This window comes from Klebsiella sp. 2-CIP_Kleb., from assembly GCF_050378715.1.
GTDB lineage: Bacteria > Pseudomonadota > Gammaproteobacteria > Enterobacterales > Enterobacteriaceae > Klebsiella > Klebsiella quasipneumoniae.
On the sequence record NZ_JBNRLG010000006.1, the window covers coordinates 134,555 to 153,571 of the forward strand.

Annotated in this window: 16 protein-coding genes; 4 read left to right on the top strand and 12 right to left on the bottom strand. The window is 53.7% G+C overall.

From position 1 onward, the window contains the following. Nucleotides 1-69: 69 nt before the first annotated feature. From ACQUTP_RS19195 to aspA, 6 genes are all read right to left on the bottom strand, one after another. Entirely contained in the window at nt 70-2,157 is a 2,088-nt protein-coding gene (locus ACQUTP_RS19195; protein WP_148390331.1) for a DUF1176 domain-containing protein, read from the bottom strand. Between the two features lie 67 nt (nt 2,158-2,224). Beyond that, the gene (locus tag ACQUTP_RS19200; protein WP_032426201.1) at nt 2,225-2,800 is read right to left on the bottom strand and encodes a transcriptional regulator; all 576 of its coding nucleotides are present in this window, start codon (nt 2,798-2,800) and stop codon (nt 2,225-2,227) included. A gap of 35 nt (nt 2,801-2,835) precedes the next feature. Continuing rightward, nucleotides 2,836-4,632, bottom strand: coding sequence for a protein-disulfide reductase DsbD (locus tag ACQUTP_RS19205; RefSeq protein ID WP_285755491.1), 1,797 nt, complete (start codon nt 4,630-4,632; stop codon nt 2,836-2,838). After that, nucleotides 4,608-4,931, bottom strand: a complete 324-nt coding sequence (gene cutA / locus ACQUTP_RS19210) for a divalent cation tolerance protein CutA (RefSeq protein ID WP_004206404.1) — start codon at nt 4,929-4,931, stop codon at nt 4,608-4,610. The genes ACQUTP_RS19205 and cutA overlap by 25 nt, the downstream gene beginning before the upstream one ends. Before the next feature lie 124 nt (nt 4,932-5,055). Continuing rightward, on the bottom strand, nt 5,056-6,357 hold the full coding sequence (locus tag ACQUTP_RS19215) for an anaerobic C4-dicarboxylate transporter (protein ID WP_017900073.1): 1,302 nt from the start codon (nt 6,355-6,357) through the stop codon (nt 5,056-5,058). A 114-nt stretch (nt 6,358-6,471) separates the two neighbouring features. Next, nucleotides 6,472-7,908, bottom strand: coding sequence for an aspartate ammonia-lyase (gene aspA, locus ACQUTP_RS19220; protein WP_002885424.1), 1,437 nt, complete (start codon nt 7,906-7,908; stop codon nt 6,472-6,474). Nucleotides 7,909-8,245: 337 nt separating this feature from the next. Between aspA and ACQUTP_RS19225 the strand changes: the two genes are divergently transcribed. After that, complete coding sequence (locus tag ACQUTP_RS19225; protein WP_004206407.1) at nt 8,246-8,722, top strand: FxsA family protein; 477 nt, start codon at nt 8,246-8,248, stop codon at nt 8,720-8,722. A 50-nt stretch (nt 8,723-8,772) separates the two neighbouring features. Here the strand turns inward: ACQUTP_RS19225 and yjeH are convergent, their stop codons facing one another. After that, a complete protein-coding gene (yjeH, locus tag ACQUTP_RS19230; RefSeq protein WP_004206408.1) occupies nt 8,773-10,023 on the bottom strand; it encodes an L-methionine/branched-chain amino acid transporter in 1,251 nt (416 codons plus the stop codon). Nucleotides 10,024-10,256: 233 nt separating this feature from the next. Here yjeH and ACQUTP_RS19235 point away from each other — a divergent pair, with 233 nt between their 5' ends. The 3 genes from ACQUTP_RS19235 (at nt 10,257) to ACQUTP_RS19245 (ending at nt 12,846) form a co-directional block, all read left to right on the top strand. Then, nucleotides 10,257-10,550, top strand: a complete 294-nt coding sequence (locus tag ACQUTP_RS19235) for a co-chaperone GroES (RefSeq protein ID WP_004152420.1) — start codon at nt 10,257-10,259, stop codon at nt 10,548-10,550. A 37-nt stretch (nt 10,551-10,587) separates the two neighbouring features. Beyond that, the gene (gene groL / locus ACQUTP_RS19240) at nt 10,588-12,234 is read left to right on the top strand and encodes a chaperonin GroEL (RefSeq protein ID WP_002885441.1); all 1,647 of its coding nucleotides are present in this window, start codon (nt 10,588-10,590) and stop codon (nt 12,232-12,234) included. Nucleotides 12,235-12,492: 258 nt separating this feature from the next. Next, the gene (locus ACQUTP_RS19245; protein WP_004206410.1) at nt 12,493-12,846 is read left to right on the top strand and encodes a DUF4156 domain-containing protein; all 354 of its coding nucleotides are present in this window, start codon (nt 12,493-12,495) and stop codon (nt 12,844-12,846) included. A 54-nt stretch (nt 12,847-12,900) separates the two neighbouring features. Here the strand turns inward: ACQUTP_RS19245 and yjeJ are convergent, their stop codons facing one another. The 5 genes from yjeJ to ACQUTP_RS19270 all read right to left on the bottom strand — a co-directional run bounded on the left by yjeJ (nt 12,901) and on the right by ACQUTP_RS19270 (nt 18,998). Then, nucleotides 12,901-13,764, bottom strand: coding sequence for a YjeJ family protein (gene yjeJ, locus ACQUTP_RS19250; RefSeq protein ID WP_264976764.1), 864 nt, complete (start codon nt 13,762-13,764; stop codon nt 12,901-12,903). Between the two features lie 13 nt (nt 13,765-13,777). After that, nucleotides 13,778-15,901, bottom strand: a complete 2,124-nt coding sequence (locus ACQUTP_RS19255; protein ID WP_017900070.1) for a peptidase domain-containing ABC transporter — start codon at nt 15,899-15,901, stop codon at nt 13,778-13,780. Then, nucleotides 15,894-17,183 carry an HlyD family secretion protein gene (locus tag ACQUTP_RS19260; RefSeq protein ID WP_065802834.1) on the bottom strand — a complete coding sequence of 430 codons (1,290 nt, stop codon included), beginning with the start codon at nt 17,181-17,183 and terminating at the stop codon, nt 15,894-15,896. Before ACQUTP_RS19260 ends, ACQUTP_RS19255 begins: the two co-directional genes overlap by 8 nt. Nucleotides 17,184-17,285: 102 nt before the next feature. Continuing rightward, nucleotides 17,286-17,651 carry a hypothetical protein gene (locus tag ACQUTP_RS19265; protein WP_017900068.1) on the bottom strand — a complete coding sequence of 122 codons (366 nt, stop codon included), beginning with the start codon at nt 17,649-17,651 and terminating at the stop codon, nt 17,286-17,288. Between the two features lie 312 nt (nt 17,652-17,963). Next, nucleotides 17,964-18,998: a fimbrial protein gene (locus tag ACQUTP_RS19270; RefSeq protein ID WP_017900067.1), complete on the bottom strand. Its 1,035-nt coding sequence runs from the start codon at nt 18,996-18,998 to the stop codon at nt 17,964-17,966. Nucleotides 18,999-19,017 lie beyond the last annotated feature (19 nt).

Genomic DNA, 19,017 nt, shown 5'->3' on the forward strand with positions numbered 1-19,017 from the left:
TCTTAAATTACTTGTCGATTGCTTATCTTTGCGGCAATTCCGCGTTCAAAGGCGCATTTTGACTCAATATCACTGCATGCCGTTATCGCCTTGACGGCTTTTCCAGCCGCTGGTGACGGAGATAACGTGACGCAACCCGGAAATCAGGTAATCACCAATCACCTCTTCATCTTCCCGCGGCGAGCTCAGCGTGATTTCCGCATCCACGCCGTGACGATAGGCGCCATGATGGCTGAAAATGGTGCCGATATAACATTTTCCGTTCAGCCACACCGGAATATAGGCCACCGTCTCATAGATATAGTTGACGGCAACGCCGCTGTAGTAGTTGTCCGCCTCGTCGGCGGAGGTGCCGGGCGGAATGGGGCAGATCGGTGCATCGTTGTCGCTGGCGGGCTTATCTTTCAGCAGGTTGCCCTGCATAACCTCCAGCGAGCGCAGCAGATCCGCTTTATCGCCGTCGCTCAGGCTGGGGGTCAGCGGTTGGTCTTTCTCCGGGGAGCGGATGCTGTTCAGCGTATAGCGATAGCGAACCGTCACCGCGGGCGTCTGGCTGGCGGTGCTGAACGGGCGCAGCAGGTAGAGATTATCTTCGCCAAACTGGCCGTTGTACCACAGGGCATACACCTGGCCGTTGATTTTGACCCAGTGGTTCCACTGGTTAGCCCCGCGGCCATTAATGGAAAAGAGGGCGCCGGGCACCCCGGCATCGAAATCGTCGCCATTATCACTGTCGCTACCGTCGACGGCGGCAAAATCATCCTCGCCGCGCCGGAGCACCCCGGTGTAGCTGAAGAGCCCGGTGCCGCCCACGTAGCTGTCGATGATCAGATCGCGTTTGCCGTCGCCGTCGAGGTCGATAAGCGTAAAGCTGACTTTGCCGTTTTCTGAATCTGCGCTAATTGCGGAGCGCAGAAACGCCTGCCACTCGTCATCGCTGATATCCGGGGACGGTTTGCTGGTCGTCACCAGGCTGTCATCGGCGTAAGTGAGGGTGAAGTCGGTAATATGGCCGGTTAACGGAAACTGCTCGGCGACCCGGTTCAGCGCCAGTTCGGGATCGCTTTTTTGCGCCTTCAGCACCGCGTTATACAGCGTTCGCAGGGCCAGGTTATCCGCCTCTTTCTGCTGCTTCGGGATCACCTGGCTGACAAAGGTCGGCAGCATCCAGGTACCGCCCGGGGTGATTTCCCGGCACATACCGGTGCTGTACTTCAGACTGGGAACGAAGGTCTTACCCTCCCAGACCCGCGTCTCGCCGGTTACGCAGTCGGCCATGCCCCGCTCTTTATGCAGGAAGACCAGCGTGCCGTTGGCGTAGCTGGAGGCCTCGGTAGTGAGCAGCCGCGGTTTGCTCAACTGGGCGTTATCGACCAGCCACAGGGCATAGCCGTCGTTATAGGGCGCTCGCCAGCAGAGCGCCTGCGCCAGCGAATGGGTTTTATCCAGCGCGGTAAGGGTAATCTGGCGCTCTGCCGCCGGAATGGCCGGGTTCTGCCAGTCTTCACAGCGCTGATTCAGCAGCGGCGTCAGGGAGGGCAATAGCTTCTGGCGCTGGAGCATGTTTAGCGGTACAGGCTGCGCGTTGTGGATCACCGGCGCGGCGATGATTTCCGGGGCGGGGGCGGTGGGCAAAATGGCGTCGTCGCCCGCATCGCCTTTATCCAGCAGCGCATCGGCGGTGCCGGTTCGTCGCTGAAACGCATCCATTTTACGCAGCACTTCGCGGCTGCCAGCGCTGGAAAGCAGCATGTGCTGGCCGTTAAGGGCGAATTCGATTTTACGCTGGTTCGCCAGGGCCTGCAGCACGGCGGATGTCTGATCGCTGTCCAGACGGAAGTGGCTGTCATCCACGGCATCCAGCGAGCCGAGGTCCCGGTCGTCGATCAGCAGGCTGGCGGTGGAGTCGGCGGGGATATCGTGTTCGATCTGCGCGAAGGTGACCGTGGCGGTGGGATGCTGTTCGCTGCCCGCGTTGCGGGTCAACAGCACGCTAACCTCGCCCATGCGGTCGCCGTAACCCGCCGCCCGGCAGGTGCCGGTGTTATCGCAGGCGAGCTCCCAGTCTTTTTGCGCAAAGGAAAAACCTTGCAGGGGAGCCGCCAGCAGGGGCGTAGAACACAGCCCCAGCCAGACAGCCCAGAAGAACGCGCGCATATCAATCCCTGTCAGCAATCAGTGAGGGGGAAATTATAGGCGCGACATGGCGGTTAGGATATCAGAATCAGGTTAATGCCCCGCCCATACGGCACTGGGCGAAGCGCAGAATATCTTCTGCCAGCCGCCGCGCCGTATCGACATCCGTCTGGCTACGTTTGATCAGCAGACGGCTCAGACAGCCCTCGACAATCAGCTCCATCTGCTTGGCGACCATTTCCGGATCATCCACCTCCAGCTGGGTCAGCAGCTCATGGGTGTAGGCCAGCGAAGCCTGCTTCTGCTGTTCCGCCAGCTGGTGAATCGGGTGCTGGGCATCCGGATAGAAGGTGCAGGCGGCGATAAACAAACAGCCGGGGTAACGCTGATTGCTGACGCAGGTGGTGAGTGCGCTATAGCGTGCCAGCAGCTTTTGCTCTGCGCTTAAGGTGTCGTCCAGCAGCAGCTGACGGCGCCAGGCATCCACCTGTTGGCTCAGATAGCGAAGCGCGTCATACAGCAGCGCTTCACGATCGGGCCAGAAGCGTTTCAGGTCGCTCGTCGGACAGGACACGCGCTCAGCGACCATCTCCAGCGACGTGTTGGCGATACCTTCAATTTCAAGAATTTTAATGGCTTCTGCCAGGACGTCTTCACGCAGCACGGTGTTCTCCTCCATCTTTCCTCCTAAAGTGTCGCTCACGCTTGCCAATCGCGCAAATGGGCGCTGAATGCCGCAGCATCCATAAAGCCGGTGACTCGCCGGTCGGGCTGTTCCTGACCCTGCGCGTTGAAGAACAGGATCGTCGGCAGACCGAGCACCTGCAGGCGCTTCAGCAGCGCGGCGTCTTGCGGACTGTTCGTCGTCACATCAACCTGTAATAACACGACGCCTTTCAGCGCCTGCTGCACGTCAGGTGAGCTAAAGGTGTATTTTTCAAACTCTTTGCAGGCCACGCACCAGTCGGCGTAGAGATCGAGCATCACCGGCTGACCTTTTGCCTGCGCCAGCGCCCGGTCAAGCTCGGCCACCGAGCTGACGCGGGTGAAGGCCAGGTGCGCCTGCTGCTCGAGCGCCGGGGCGCCAAACACCCAGTCCTGCAGGGGACGGGCGCTGACCAGCGCGGCGGCAAGAAGAATGATTTGCACCAGCCGCATCCACGGCCGGGTGGCGCCCAGCGAGGTGATAAACGCCCAGCTGAAGAAGGCGATACCGAGCATTGACCACAGACGTAATCCCCACTGGTCGCCGAGTATGCGCTCCAGCAGGAAAACGGGCAGAGCCAGGATCACGAACCCGAAGGCGGTCTTCACATGGCCCATCCATGGCCCGCTCTTCGGCAGCAGACGGTTGCCAAACACGGTGACGAGGATCAACGGCAGGCCCATGCCCAGCGCGTAGAGGTACAACGTGCCGCCGCCCAGCCACAGATTACCGCTCTGGGCGATATATAACAGGATGGCGCTCAGCGGCGCGGTGGTGCAGGGGGAGCAGATCAGCCCGGCAATAGCGCCCATCGCAAAGACTCCGCCGGGCGATCCGCCCTGGCGTTTATTGCTGAGCAGCGCCAGCCGCGTCTGCAGCGAGGAGGGCAGCTGCAGCGTAAACAGGCCGAACATGGAGAGGGCCAACAGTATAAACACCGCCGACAGACCCACCAGCACATACGGGTGCTGCAGGGCCGCCTGGAACTGCAGCCCGGCGGCGGCCACCACCAGCCCCAGCGCGGTGTAGGTTAAGGCCATCCCCTTGACATAAATAAAGGCCAGCAGCAGGGCGCGCGCGGTGGAAAGCCGCTGTTTGCCGCCCAGCACGATGCCGGAAATCAGCGGGTACATCGGCAGCACGCAGGGGGTGAAGGCGATACCAATGCCTATCAGCAGCGCCCACAGGGCGGTGAAAGGCAGGCGGGCGGGGGCGTCAGCTGGCGGCGCAGAGGCAGGCGCAGGTGAAGTGGCGATCTCCGGGGACGGACGCGGCTCAACCGGCAGCGGCGGGTTGAACACCGGACGACTGCTCGTCGGCGGCGCAGGGTCAATGGTGGACGCCTGGCCATCTGCCGAAGCCGCCAGCACGGCGCTCAGCGGGATCACTTTGGTCTCCGGCGGATAACAGAATCCGGCATCGGCGCAGCCCTGCCAGGTGACGGTGAGAGTGGCGTCTTTGTCCGCCTGCTTCACCGTGACCGGAACGGTCAGGCGCTGGCGAAAGATCTCGCTTTTGCCGTAAAACTCATCCTCGTGCCACTCGCCCGCCGGCAGTGCCGGTTCGTCGAGAGTCGCCCCGGCGGCGCGGAAGGTAAACTGTTGACGATAAAGATAATAACCATCCTTGATTTGCCAGCTCAGGTTGAGGTCATGCTGTTGCTGCTGAAAGTCAAAGGCGAAGGCCTGGTCAGCAGGCACGAAGTTCGAGCGCCCCGGTGCGTCGAATAACCCGGCGGTGGCTGACGCGCTGCACAGCAGCAGGATCAGCGTAATGATGCGGTAAGCCATGAGAGGTAATCGTTGTCTCCATACGTGACGGGCAGAACCAGCAGTTCAGGGGTTTGATACGGGTGGTGAGACTTCAGGCAGTCCAGCAGCGCCTGCTGATGGGCAAGATCGGTTTTGAGCAGCATCTGAACTTCATACTCCTGCTCCAGCTTCCCTTCCCAGTAATAGAGCGAGGTGGCCCCCGGCAGGAGCGTGGCGCAGGCGGCCAGCTTTTCCGCCAGCGCTTTCGCCGCCAGATCCTGGGCGGTTGCTTCATCCGGCGCGGTACAGAGCACAACAACAGCATCAGGCGTAGTCATCATGAACCTCGTATCAGCGAAAAGAGGCACTATAGCATGCAAGATGCGGGGATATTAGCGTCACGAGCGGGGAATGGGAGGGAAACGTGCAGCGGGCCCGCGCGGGGCCCGCTGCCGACGGCATTTACAGCATAATCCCGCCGAAGATGAAACCCAGGATCACGCACAGGGTGATAGCGATAACGCCGGGGATCAGGAAGGCGTGGTTAAAGACATATTTACCAATGCGGGTTGAGCCGGTGTCGTCCATCTCCACCGCCGCCAGCAGGGTCGGGTAGGTGGGCAGGACGAACAGCGCCGAGACCGCGGCAAAGGAGGCAATCGCCGTCAGCGGGCTGACGCCCAGCAGCAGCGCGGCGGGCATCAGCGCTTTGGTGGTGGCCGCCTGCGAGTAGAGCAGCGTGGCGGCGAAGAACAGCACCACCGCCAGCAGCCACGGGTAGTTTTGCAGCAAGTCGCCGGCCACGGCCTGGATGTCGCTGATATGCGCTTTAACGAAGGTATCCCCCAGCCAGGCGACGCCGAGCACGCAGACGCAAGCGCTCATCCCGGACTTAAAGGTACTGGCATTGAGCACTTCGCCGGTGTCGATTTTGCAGGTGATGCTGATCAGGGTGGCGATGGTCAGCATAAACACCACGATCGCCTCGTTACGCGGTAGTACAGGGTTTTTGATCAGGCCGACGGTATCGCTGATGGCCGTAGCGTAGAACATCACCGCCACGATGCCGATCAGAAACAGCAGAACGGAACGTTTGGCGTGCGGCTTCAGTTCAAATACCTGGCTGCCGCGTAGACTGACTTCACCCTTGGCCAGCCGCTCCTGGTAAACAGGATCGTCTTTCAGCTCGCAGCCGAGGAAGTTGCAGACGATAGCGGTGAGCATTACCGCCAGCAGGGTGACCGGAATACAGATGGCCAACAGCATCAGGTAGCTAACGCCCAGCGGCTCCAGGATCCCGGCAAAGAACACCACCGCGGCGGAGATAGGCGAAGCGGTGATCGCTATCTGGGAGGCCACCACCGCAATCGACAGCGGACGGGACGGACGGATGCCTTGCTCTTTGGCCACTTCGGTGATCACCGGCAGCGTGGAGAAGGCGGTATGGCCAGTGCCGGCGAGCACGGTCATAAACCAGGTCACCAGCGGGGCAAGGAAGGTAATATATTTCGGGTGGCGACGCAGCATCCGTTCGGCGAGGCTGACGAGGTAATCCATCCCGCCTGCGACCTGCATGGCGGCGATAGCGGCAATCACCGCCATAATGATTTCAATAACGTCGAAGGGGATCGCACCCGGTTTAATTTGAAAAATAAGCGTCAGGACAAGGACGCCAAGGCCACCGGCAAAGCCGATACCGATGCCGCCGAGCCGGGCGCCGAGATAAATCGCCAGCAGGACAATAACCAGTTCTGCACCAAACATATATGCCTTCCTTGTTTTTTAACAAGTTGATATTGGATTGTTGTATTTTAGTAAAACTAAAAAGCAAAAAGGCATGTCATCGCTGACATGCCTTTGAATGACTATCCGGAAAGATTACTGTTCGCTTTCATCGGTATAACGCTTCGCTTTATAAGCAGGATGCATCAGGTTTTGCGCGGAGAAAATGTCATCCAGCTCCGCCGCCGTCAGCAGCCCACGCTCCAGCACCACTTCCCGCACGCTCTTCCCGGTTTCGGCGCAGATCTTGCCGACGATATCGCCATTGTGGTGGCCGATAAACGGGTTGAGGTAAGTAACGATACCGATGGAGTTATAGACGTAACCTTCGCACACCGCTTTGTTGGCGGTAATGCCGTTGACGCATTTCTCCAGCAGGTTGTAGCAGGCGTTGGTCAGAATATGGATAGATTCGAACATCGCCTGGCCGATCACTGGCTCCATTACGTTCAGCTGCAGCTGCCCGGCTTCGGAGGCCATGGTTACTGTGGTGTCGTTGCCGATCACTTTAAAGCAGACCTGGTTGACCACCTCCGGCACCACAGGGTTAACCTTCGCCGGCATAATAGAAGAACCAGCCTGCAGCTCAGGCAGGTTGATTTCGTTGAGGCCCGCGCGCGGTCCGGAAGAGAGCAGGCGCAGGTCGTTACAGATCTTGGACAGTTTCACCGCCAGGCGTTTCAGCGAGCTGTGGACCATGACGTACGCCCCGCAGTCCGAGGTGGCTTCAATCAAGTCTTCCGCCGGAACGACCGGGAGGTTGCTCACTTCCGCCAGCTTCTGTACCGCCAGCTGTTGATAACCGTCCGGGGTGTTGAGGCGGGTGCCGATGGCGGTTGCGCCAAGGTTCACCTCCAGCAGCAGCTCCGCGGTGCGCAGAATGCTTTTGGTCTCTTCATTGAGCAGCACATTGAAGGCATGGAACTCCTGGCCGAGGGTCATCGGCACCGCGTCCTGCAGCTGAGTGCGGCCCATCTTGAGGATGTCCTGGAATTCTACGGCTTTCGCCTGGAAACCTTCGCCCAGTTGCTTAATCGCATCGATTAGTTTGAGGATGGAGGCATACACCGCGATGCGGAACCCGGTCGGGTAGGCATCGTTGGTGGACTGACATTTGTTAACGTGATCGTTTGGGTTCAGATACTGGTATTCACCTTTCTGGTGACCCATCAGCTCGAGGCCGATGTTCGCCAGGACTTCGTTGGTGTTCATGTTTACGGAAGTGCCGGCCCCGCCCTGGAAGACATCGACCGGGAACTGGTCCATGCATTTGCCGTTATTCAGGACTTCGTCACAGGCGGCGATAATCGCATTTGCCGCGCTTTTGGGAATGGTTTGCAGCTCCTTGTTCGCCAGCGCCGCGGCTTTCTTCACCATTACCATGCCGCGCACGAATTCTGGTATGTCGCTGATTTTGCTGTTGCTAATGTAGAAGTTTTCAATCGCTCGCAGAGTATGAACGCCGTAGTAAGCGTCCGCGGGAACTTCCCTGGTGCCCAACAGATCTTCTTCGATACGAATGTTGTTTAACATGTGAACCTTCTTTTCAAGCTGCCAATGAATTCACCAAATACACAGAATATCCAGTATTCAGTATATTTTCTGGCCGACGATTATTTCCTTAACCGGCCCGGTGCCCAAGATCATATGCTGATGATAGCGAATATCAGTAAGCTTGATCACTTATTACATCGCGGGTGTGAGAAGATTTATTAATCTGTGAAATGGGTCACCGCTTTCCTATTCCTGGAAAAAATAAGCATTTCCGCTGATTGAAAAGCCGCTCAGCATCCCCATCTTAGTGGGATGCAATCAGCAAATTGATAACTACGGGGGCCGAACTCGGTGCCTGTCGATGAAGGAGACGCCGGTGCGTTGGATTCCGTTTATTGCCTTTTTTCTTTACGTGTACATTGAGATATCGATCTTTATCCAGGTCGCGCACGTGCTGGGCGTCTTTATGACGCTGATCCTGGTGATCTTTAGCTCGGTGGTGGGGATGTCGCTGGTGCGTAACCAGGGCTTCAAAAACTTCCTGCTGATGCAGCAGAAGATGGCCGCGGGCGAGAGCCCGGCGGCGGAGATGATCAAAAGCGTCTCGCTCATTATCGCTGGCCTGCTGCTGTTGATCCCGGGGTTCTTTACCGATTTCCTCGGCCTGCTGCTGCTTTTGCCCCCGGTGCAGAAGCACCTGACGATGAAGCTGATGCCGCATTTGCGCTTCAGCCGGATGCCGGGCGGCGGCTTCAGCGCCGGGACTGGCGGTGGAGAGACCTTCGAAGGGGAATTCCAGCGCAAGGACGAACAGCGCGACCGTCTGGACCATAAGGACGATCGCCGCGATTAACTTTTATCGGCCCGGTCAGCAGACGCGACCGGGCCGCTTTCTTATTGCGCCTATACGCTGCCTGTCGCCAGCTTGCGTCTCGGTAAAAACAACCACAGCGCCGCCAGCATCACCAGCGCGTACAAACTCTTCCAGCCGACCATCGCCAGCAGCAGCAGACAGAGAATGCTGCCCACCGCCGCCAGCAGCCGATAGCGCCCGCGCAGCAAACGACAGCCCGCCAGCATGCACAGCAGATAGATCATGATGAAAATGCCGTTGGCATAGACGATCAGCGCGTCCAGATTGATATCGAGAAAATAGATACACAAGGTGCTGACCACGCAGGAGCCCAGCACGGCGTTGAGGGCGTTGCGCGGGATCTGCCGCGGCGACAGCCTCGCGAGGTAGCTCTGCGGCTTATGCTGCGCCTGCGACCAGACCAGGCGGGCGAAGCTCTGAATATAGATGTTAAGGCTGGCGAAACAGGCGAGATAGCCGATGACGCAGGCCACCCACAGCGCTTCGACGCCGAACAGGCGGACCACGATATTCGGTAAAGACGCGGCCGCCGCCATCTCCTCGCCAAACGCGTGGAAGTGCAACACCAGCACGGTACAGGCCCAGTAGACCGAGCCGGCAAGCAGCAGGCCTATCATCAGCGCGCGGGGAAAATCGCGCTCGGGATGTTTAAACTCCGAGGCGAGATGGGCAAAGGCTTCCAGCCCGACAAAGCACCAGAACATCACCGACAGCGCGGAGAAGAGCTGGCCGCGGTCGATCGCCGCCGGGGCGGGGAAGGGGATTTGCGCCGGGCTTATTCCGCCGCGCCACCAGACGGCGACGATCAGCGCGACAATCAGCACGGCAACCAGGGTCTGCAGGTTGGCGCTGGAGCTGGCGCCGCGTGAACCGACCCACCAGACGATGGCCAGGGTACCTAGCTCCGCCAGCAACAGCTGCGCATCATGCCAGCCGAACAGCGCCTGGCCGAAGCCAGTGGCGATGTGCAGCGCGGCGGGGAGCCCGACCGGGATAACCGATAAAAATAACCAGCCGGTGACGCTAGCCAGACGTGGGCCAAAGGCCATATCGACAAAGTGGGCCACGCCGCCCGCGCTGGGGAAATGGCGGCCCAGCAGGGCAAAGACGATGGCAATCGGAAAAACAAGGAGGATGAGCAACGGCCATGCCCACAGGCTGTTATCGCCAGCGACCAGCGCCGCAAGCGCCGGGACGGCGAAAACGCCAGTGCCCAGCAGTGAGGTGGAAAGCAACCCGACTCCCTGTCCCAGCCCTAACTCCTGTTTTAAACCACTCATGATTCCATCCTGCGCCAGTAAAAAGAAAGAGAGTATCACAATCGCTTTTCCTTATGACCGGTTGCCCGGTGACGCCGCTTTTTGCGTGCCAGCGCAAAGGTAAAAATTTTTTTTTAATTTTGCCCTTGAAGCCGGAAATGGCCATCCCCATCTCTCTCTGCACTAGCCGGTAAACCGCGTTCGGCCCGGCGTCACCCATAACTGATAATGACTTTCTCGAAGGAGAGCTATCAATGAGTATTCGTCCGTTACATGATCGTGTGATCGTCAAACGTAAAGAAGTTGAAACCAAATCTGCGGGCGGCATCGTTCTGACCGGTTCTGCAGCAGCTAAGTCAACGCGTGGCGAAATCATCGCTGTCGGTAAAGGCCGCATCCTGGAAAACGGGACCGTGCAGCCGCTGGACGTTAAAGTTGGTGACATCGTGATTTTCAACGATGGCTACGGCGTGAAGACTGAAAAGATCGACAACGAAGAAGTACTGATCATGTCCGAAAGCGACATCCTGGCAATTGTTGAAGCTTAATTCGCACGACCCTGAACGAATTTGAGGAATATAAGAAATGGCAGCAAAAGACGTAAAATTCGGTAACGACGCTCGTGTAAAAATGCTGCGCGGCGTAAACGTACTGGCAGATGCAGTTAAAGTGACCCTGGGCCCGAAAGGCCGTAACGTGGTTCTGGACAAATCCTTCGGCGCGCCGACCATCACCAAAGATGGCGTTTCCGTTGCTCGTGAAATCGAACTGGAAGACAAGTTTGAAAACATGGGCGCGCAGATGGTGAAAGAAGTTGCCTCTAAAGCGAACGACGCGGCAGGCGACGGTACCACCACCGCAACCGTGCTGGCGCAGGCCATTGTGAACGAAGGCTTGAAAGCTGTTGCTGCAGGCATGAACCCGATGGATCTGAAACGCGGTATCGATAAAGCGGTACTGGCTGCAGTAGAAGAGCTGAAAGCGCTGTCTGTTCCGTGCTCTGACTCCAAAGCTATCGCTCAGGTAGGTACCATCTCCGCTAACTCTGACGAAACCGTAGGTAAACTGATCGCGGAAGCGATGGACAAAGTCGGTAAAGAAGGCGTGATCACCGTTGAAGACGGTACTGGCCTGGAAGACGAACTGGACGTGGTTGAAGGTATGCAGTTCGACCGTGGCTACCTGTCCCCGTACTTCATCAACAAGCCGGACACCGGCGCCGTTGAGCTGGAAAGCCCGTTCATCCTGCTGGCTGACAAAAAAATCTCCAACATCCGCGAAATGCTGCCGGTTCTGGAAGCTGTAGCGAAAGCGGGCAAACCGCTGGTTATCATCGCTGAAGACGTTGAAGGCGAAGCGCTGGCGACCCTGGTAGTTAACACCATGCGCGGCATCGTTAAAGTGGCTGCGGTGAAAGCGCCGGGCTTCGGCGACCGTCGTAAAGCCATGCTGCAGGATATCGCTACTCTGACCGGAGGTACCGTTATCTCTGAAGAGATCGGTATGGAGCTGGAAAAAGCAACTCTGGAAGACCTGGGCCAGGCGAAACGCGTGGTTATCAATAAAGACACCACCACCATCATCGATGGCGTTGGCGAAGAGTCCGCAATCCAGGGCCGTGTTGCTCAGATCCGTAAGCAGATCGAAGAAGCAACCTCCGACTATGACCGTGAAAAACTGCAGGAACGTGTCGCTAAACTGGCTGGCGGCGTGGCAGTAATCAAAGTCGGTGCAGCTACCGAAGTTGAAATGAAAGAGAAAAAAGCACGCGTCGACGACGCCCTGCACGCAACCCGTGCTGCGGTTGAAGAAGGCGTGGTGGCTGGCGGCGGCGTAGCGCTGGTTCGCGTTGCTGCGAAACTCGCTGGCCTGACCGGTCAGAACGAAGATCAGAACGTCGGTATCAAAGTTGCGCTGCGCGCAATGGAAGCGCCGCTGCGTCAGATCGTGTCCAACGCCGGTGAAGAGCCGTCTGTTGTCGCGAACAACGTGAAAGCAGGCGACGGTAACTACGGTTACAACGCGGCAACTGAAGAATACGGCAACATGATCGACTTCGGTATCCTGGACCCAACCAAAGTAACCCGTTCTGCACTGCAGTACGCGGCTTCCGTGGCTGGCCTGATGATCACCACCGAGTGCATGGTGACCGACCTGCCGAAAGGCGACGCGCCTGATTTAGGTGCTGCTGGCGGCATGGGCGGCATGGGCGGTATGGGCGGCATGATGTAATCGTGCGCTATACAGCATAAAAAAGCAGAAACCCCTGGCCAGCAATGGCTGGGGGTTTTTCTTTTGGTGCGCTTTTTAGTATAAGGCTTATACATAAAATCATTTAAGCTGTATCAGAGCGGCAAGCACCTTCGTATCGGAAGCGACTGACAAGCGCGACCGGGTAAGGAATGAAAGCGGCTCATGCCGACGCAGTTTGAAGGATGACAGGTTTACATCCGGGCCAGTGCGTCCAGCTCATCGATCATGGGGAATAACATGCAGGTAAAATATTTAGCAGGGATTGCCGGCGCAGCCTTACTGTTAGCAGGTTGCAGTTCCAGCAATGAATTAACCTCTGCCGGCCAGAATGTGCGTTTTGTACAGGAGAAGCCGGGCGCAGAGTGTCAGCTGTTAGGGACCGCGACGGGTAAACAGAGTAACTGGCTCTCCGGCCAGAATGGCGATGAGGGTGGCTCCATGCGCGGTGCGGCTAACGCCCTGCGTAACCAGGCGGCAGCCATGGGCGGCAACGTGATTTATGGCGTCAGCAGCCCGACGCAAAATCTGTTGTCGAGCTTTGTGCCCACCGACAGCGAGATGAACGGCCAGGTATATAAGTGCCCGAACTGATGCGCGATGCCTCTCTCTGCGAGCGTAGAGAGAGGCGTGACCGGTAGAAGAGGGTCAGGCGTTAAGCTCCGCTTTCTTCTCCAGATAGAAGGCATGCAGGGGACGCAGACACTCTTCCAGGCTGAGCATTCTTCCTGGCTGGGAAGGAATAATGGTACTGAAGATTTGGCATGGCGCCAGCGCCGCGTGCATCGCCTTGAGCTTGGGGCTTTTCTCAATAAGGCGTACTACCACGCTGTTTTCCATTTCAGATAAATGTGGCGCACTGGTTTTTACCACCGCTCCGGAGACAATTTTCTTGCCTTCGTCCGTCTCGCAGCAATAGAGCACGCCCAGATAATGGGAAAACAGGTTTAGCTTCCATTCTTCCTGGGGATACTGCTGGTAATCAATATTGGGCTGGGTGGTTAAGTCCACGGTGTAGCACATCAAAAAATCAAAACTTGAAGTTAAATACCGCATAAGCTCTTGATCATCAATAGTTTTTAACGCTTGCTGAATGCCTGTAAGTAATGCCTCTACCTGCCGGTCTTCAATGCATAATGTGCAAATTTGCTCATTCTGCAGAACCAGAATGAGGGCCGATTCAGTTTCGCCTGGTTTAAGAGTAATCGACATAATACGCCGCTCAGGATTCGGCTGCTGAATCTCCGCCATCTCTACGGCAGGGATGTTAGCGATCAGCGATTCATTATAAGCGATAAGCTCTTCTTTATAGGTTTCCCCCTGTTCGTGTAATCGCTTATACGTCACAAGCAGACGATTTTGAAGTATGAGAAGAAGATCGAGTAGTATGGGCGCTTGCAGATAATATTGCTGACAGAGCCCATTTTGCTGCTTTATTTTTAATAACAGCGCCAGAAATCGATCTTCAAAGGTAATACCTGCGGTATTAAATCCAATAAATGTTCCTTGCATCATTTTTTCCTTTTTAAGCAGGCGCCAAGGTTTTAGACTGCGACAGGTCGATAACGCGATCGGCGGAGGCAATCGTGGATGGCCGGTGGGCAACAATAATCCGGGTAATGCTTAACGCTGAGATTGACTGATTGATAACAGATTCATTCTGTAAGTCGAGGTGGCTGGTGGCCTCATCCATAAACAGAATGCTTGGTTTACGATACAGCGCTCGGGCAATTAGAATACGTTGTTTTTGTCCGCCGGAGATCCCCAGGCCTAGTTCGCCGACGATGGTTTCATAACCCATCGGCATCTTTATAATCTCGTCATGGATGTTGCAGCGTTTGGCACACTCCATGACAAAATCAATATCGGCGTTATCTTCAAAGCCGCTGATATTGTCGATAAGCGACCCGGAGAAAAGGCGATCCTCCTGCAGTACGCAGGCGGTGCCAAGTCGATAATTATTGAGACCAATTTTAGTGATATCAAGATTATCGGCTAAAACATCGCCACTGGTTGGTGAAAGCAAACCGCACATTACTTTTAACAGCGTGGTTTTACCAACGCCTGAAGGACCGATCAGGGCCACGGATTCACCAGGCTCAACCGTAATATTTAAATTTGAGAAGATTGGCTGAGAAAACGGATCATATTGATAACAGAGGTTTTTGACCTCCAGTCTGGCGCCTGAATCAGGGGAAAATACTTCCCGCGCGGGGAGCTCTTTTTCCGGCTCACTAAAAACAATCTCTGACAGACGTTCGTTATGTAAAGAGAGCATTCGCAGCTGCATACACAAATCGACCAGGCTGGAGGCGCGCTGTGAGAATTGACCACGGTAGGCATTAAATGCCATAAACATACCGAGGGTCATATTATTATCAATAACCATGATGGCGCCCAACCAGAGGACTGCGACCTGATCGATAGTGGTAATAAAGGTGTTCACTCCTCCAAACATCATATCGAAACGGGTTTGTTTAATACCGGCGTTGCAGGCTTCAATATTAATATTGAGCCAGTGCTGGGAGCGCCGCTCTTTGAGATTTAGCGCTTTGATGGTCGAGATACCGTACAGAGACTCCATAAAGTGCGAGCTGGACCGCGCCCCCTTAATAACCTGCTCTTCCGCCACGCGACGATAGAAATGATAAGTTGCCAGACGCATAATCGCATAGCATAGGGTAAAGCCAACGACCACCCATGTTAGCCAGCCTCCGTACAGCGTCAGCATGATCAGCAGGCCAATAGTCATGATCGAGTCAATAATGCCGCTGACGATGCTGTTAGTAAACGTTGAGCGAATGGTATCCAGGGAGGAGAAACGTGACTGAATATCCCCAAGATGACGCTTTTCGAAAAACGATAGCGGCAGGCTGGTCATATGATCGAAAAGGGTGGTTTTCCACTGAATATTTGTTAGCGTATTCAGCGTCAATGAGGTCCAGGCACGCAGCATACTGATGAAAGTGCGAAACAGCGTAAAAAAGACCAGACCGATACAGATGACTGACAGCAGACTTTGGTCGTGCGCCATAATTACATGGTCGGTAACCAACTGGGTACCTATCGGCAGCAGTAAACCAATCGCTTCAACGACCACTGAGAAGGCAAAAATTTTCAGTAGCGCTGACTTTAATCCGACAATATTACGCATCAAATCCAACAGGCGTAGGCGGGACTTAGCTTTTTCCTGCTGAAAGTTTTGATCGGGCCAGAGTTCCAGGGCGATACCGGTAAAATAATTGGACATCTCCTGATTACCAATGATGCGCTTGCCTAGCGCTGGGTCGTGCACCACAAAGCTGGATTTACGTACTTTGGTCAATACCACATAGTGGTTCATCCCCCAGTGCAGGACACAGGGGAGTTTAAGCTGGCGGATCTCATCCAGATCCAACGACAGCGCCCGGCTTTTTAAACCAGCATGTTCCGCCGTTTTGCTCAAGGACATCAGCGTGACGCCCTGCGAAGGACTGCCAAAGCGCTGACGGAAATTAAACAGATCGATATCAAGGCCATAGTGGCCGCAAACCATGGCCAGACAGGCGATCCCACACTCAGCGGCTTCCGACTGTAATATAACAGGCGTTTTCTTCAGGAGAGAAAAGTTAATTTTTGCGATGATCTTTTCAAAAAGTTCGTTAGTCATTGATCGGGCCGCTCACGCTTTGAGTAATCTTATAAACTGGGGTAAACATCCACATATAGAGAGGGCGTTCTTCAAGGAATACAACGGCCTGAGCTTTGAGCCCATTAGACAAACTTAACTTTTTACCGTCATATTCGAACTGTTTATCTTTAATTTTGACAATTGCTTTGTATAGCGCCAGTTCTTGCTGTTGGTTGACAGCGTTATTGACGTTTGTGTATTCAGACATTTCTTGTCGTGATGCAGGCATAGAAGATATGGATACTATCTCGCCTGGGAATTGACCAAACTTATCTGAGGGAAATGCATCATAGCGAATATTGATGGTATCCCCCGTTCTTAAATAGGGTATCGTATTGTTTGGTAACCATAGGACGAGATAATATTCAACATTACCGGTCGGCTTGATCTGGGCCAGACTACTGCCATTATCAACCGTCTGCCCTTGTGTAGCTGAAAGCGACTCAATTCTGCCATCACTGGTAGACTTGACAATAATATTACCGTTAGCATTGGATTCGACCAGCTGGTTTTTATAATCATTGGATTGGTTATACTGACTGGAAATTTGGTTGTCAAAATCAGCCGCTTTAGTGATTCGATCACTATTAAGTTGAGTGATTTGCGATTCCAGTTGCATTTTTTGGCTAACCAATGATTGGTAGGCACTCTGCTGCTGGAAATACAAAGAGTGCTGATAATTATATTGGTCTTTCGTTATCAGGCCATTGTTAAGATATTTATCATAACTGGAAAGATTATCGTGCATTTTTTTCAGGCCAGCCTGAGTATTGACCAGCATACGGTTGGTCTCTTTCAGGGAGTCGGTGGTGGTTTTTAACTGCGCATTTAGCGCGCTTAATGTCTGATTTTTATTATCTTCCAGCTTTTTGATGATATTATCAGAGTTGGCAATCTTTTCATTGATGACTTCTATTTGTGCTGCGCTGACATTACCACTGGTGGTGCTGCGGGAAACATCAATTTCGTAGAGTGGTTGGTTTTTTTTAACTACATCACCGATTTTGACGAATTGCTTAACAATAAATCCTTGTTGAGGCGCAAACACGTTAATAGAGTGAGGAAGGGTAATGACTTCACCCTTTACATCAACTCGTTGGGTGAATTTGCAGAAAATCAATGCGCAAACAAGCGCAGTGAGAAATAGTGCCGATAACGAAAGAACTAACCAGGAAGGTAAGCCAGCGAGTAATAACGCTTTCCCTTTCCAGTGATGCCTTTTGTATTCGACCGCTTCCTTGCGATAGAGGTTTTTTGACATGTGTACCGCTTTTTATTTTAAAAAAGGTCTGAATAATCAGACCTTTGTTAACATTTCGAATATGAACAGATTAACTATAAATCAATTACTTCGGGAGACCTATTAAGCCCAAGGTGTGAAGGTACCGTTATTCCAACCTTCCAGCAATCCCGTGGTCAGTTCCACAGTTTTGTCCCACCCTAGCATGGCGGCGGTAATCGCACCACCGATCGCACCCGCTAACAGTCCCCAAACCCCCCCGACCATCATACCGAGAGTACCAAAACCTAAGGAACCACCGCCATTGCCGCCATGGGCGCCACCAATGACGGACCCTGTCATAGCATAAACGGCGCCACCTAATAAAGCGCTGAGAGTGAGCTCAGCTCCATTTGATACAATTGAGGTGAGTGCAGAACCGAGAGATGAAAAATCCCAAGAGTAGCCACCCGAGATTTCTTCCATTTCAAAAACGGTTAGTTGTTTCATTACTATTATTCCCTTAAATTTAAATAAATATTAGATGTTAAATGTTCCGGGAGAACTAATCGCCCGGTGCAAAAATATAGGGGAATGTTTTACGAGGTTCAATACAATAATCATGAATTGTATGTGAAACATTTGATTTAGAATCCATTTCATATTGTTTCATGTGTTTTTTTCTCAAAAAATAAAGTGGCAAGATCATGTAGGGTTTCCTTGGGGGTTCTTTGGGGGGCATAAAGCTGTTTTTGTTTTTTTTGTTGGGCTCGGTTTGAACTTTTCATGGGGAGTTAATCATCCCCATGAAATGAGAGTGAATTAATCTTCCTGAATCACAACCTCCATCATCCCTTTAACTAGACCCATTGTTACATCGCTGCTGCTATCACTTTGTCGATAATAATCAGCGGTCAGATTAATGGTTTTATTGAGGTCGTTAGTGGTGTTTATTTTATAATTATAACTGTCAGTGTCATAGAAAACTACAGGACTGTTCGACAGCTTGAATATAATTCCAACTTTGTTAGCAGCGTCACTACCGGTAAGCATATTGTCCACGATTCCATCCCCAGAGGCGCTTATCCCACCTACTGGATTAAACCAGTAGGTGACGGTATTACCTACAGAATCATTCGGGCAACTAATATCCATTGCAATGGTTTTCTGCGCTGGCGTTGTTGCACCGCGAGCCAGTGACATGAGTTGTCCTTTGTCGATACGATTCAGTGTCACCTGCGACCGTGGCGTAGTGATGTTACAAGATGTAGTACGATAATTGATGTTTTTAATTTCAATAGAAATTGCTTCGTATAAGAGCCTGTCGTTTGCGATCGGGTTGCTTTTTAAATTTCCTGCCGAAAAAGAAACAGAAGGGTTTGAGCTAGACTTAGTGCTGGTATCAATTATGGTCTTAGTTTTGATTAGCCATACAGTGATAAATTGATAGCTATACACTGATGAATTTGTCATCGGCACCAGGGTTGAACCTGCCTCGGCAGGGACCAGAGAACCATTTTTACTTCGTAAAATGTCGGAGACCTGAAACCCAATACCATCAATCCCCGTTTCATATACGGTACCGCCCTGAATACCGGTGACGCCTGAAACAGCGGCGGCCCCGATATCAATAATATATTGGTCATCGGTATTTTTATCACAAATAAATGTTTTATACGCGCCAGTACCAAACTTACGGCTATACAATACCGTGCCCACCGGAATGGAAGTATCCGTTGGGATTTTGACATTGTTCAGCGTTAAGGTTTGGCGTTTGGTACTACCGCCGTATGTACATTTCGCCGCAGCTTCGCCACCAATCATTAATAATGTTATTAGAATAATTATTCTTTTCATCAATATATTCCCCTATGGA

Excerpts from the sequence above, each read along its gene's own strand:
- ACQUTP_RS19205 (WP_285755491.1), bottom strand. The coding sequence starts at position 4,632 with ATGGCTTACCGCATCATTACGCTGATCCTGCTGCTGTGCAGCGCGTCA.
- ACQUTP_RS19260 (WP_065802834.1), bottom strand. The coding sequence starts at position 17,183 with ATGTCAAAAAACCTCTATCGCAAGGAAGCGGTCGAATACAAAAGGCAT.
- ACQUTP_RS19245 (WP_004206410.1), top strand. The coding sequence starts at position 12,493 with ATGCAGGTAAAATATTTAGCAGGGATTGCCGGCGCAGCCTTACTGTTA.
- yjeJ (WP_264976764.1), bottom strand. The coding sequence starts at position 13,764 with ATGCAAGGAACATTTATTGGATTTAATACCGCAGGTATTACCTTTGAA.
- cutA (WP_004206404.1), bottom strand. The coding sequence starts at position 4,931 with ATGACTACGCCTGATGCTGTTGTTGTGCTCTGTACCGCGCCGGATGAA.
- ACQUTP_RS19235 (WP_004152420.1), top strand. The coding sequence starts at position 10,257 with ATGAGTATTCGTCCGTTACATGATCGTGTGATCGTCAAACGTAAAGAA.
- ACQUTP_RS19255 (WP_017900070.1), bottom strand. The coding sequence starts at position 15,901 with ATGACTAACGAACTTTTTGAAAAGATCATCGCAAAAATTAACTTTTCT.
- ACQUTP_RS19215 (WP_017900073.1), bottom strand. The coding sequence starts at position 6,357 with ATGTTTGGTGCAGAACTGGTTATTGTCCTGCTGGCGATTTATCTCGGC.
- ACQUTP_RS19195 (WP_148390331.1), bottom strand. The coding sequence starts at position 2,157 with ATGCGCGCGTTCTTCTGGGCTGTCTGGCTGGGGCTGTGTTCTACGCCC.
- ACQUTP_RS19265 (WP_017900068.1), bottom strand. The coding sequence starts at position 17,651 with ATGAAACAACTAACCGTTTTTGAAATGGAAGAAATCTCGGGTGGCTAC.
- groL (WP_002885441.1), top strand. The coding sequence starts at position 10,588 with ATGGCAGCAAAAGACGTAAAATTCGGTAACGACGCTCGTGTAAAAATG.
- yjeH (WP_004206408.1), bottom strand. The coding sequence starts at position 10,023 with ATGAGTGGTTTAAAACAGGAGTTAGGGCTGGGACAGGGAGTCGGGTTG.
- ACQUTP_RS19270 (WP_017900067.1), bottom strand. The coding sequence starts at position 18,998 with ATGAAAAGAATAATTATTCTAATAACATTATTAATGATTGGTGGCGAA.
- aspA (WP_002885424.1), bottom strand. The coding sequence starts at position 7,908 with ATGTTAAACAACATTCGTATCGAAGAAGATCTGTTGGGCACCAGGGAA.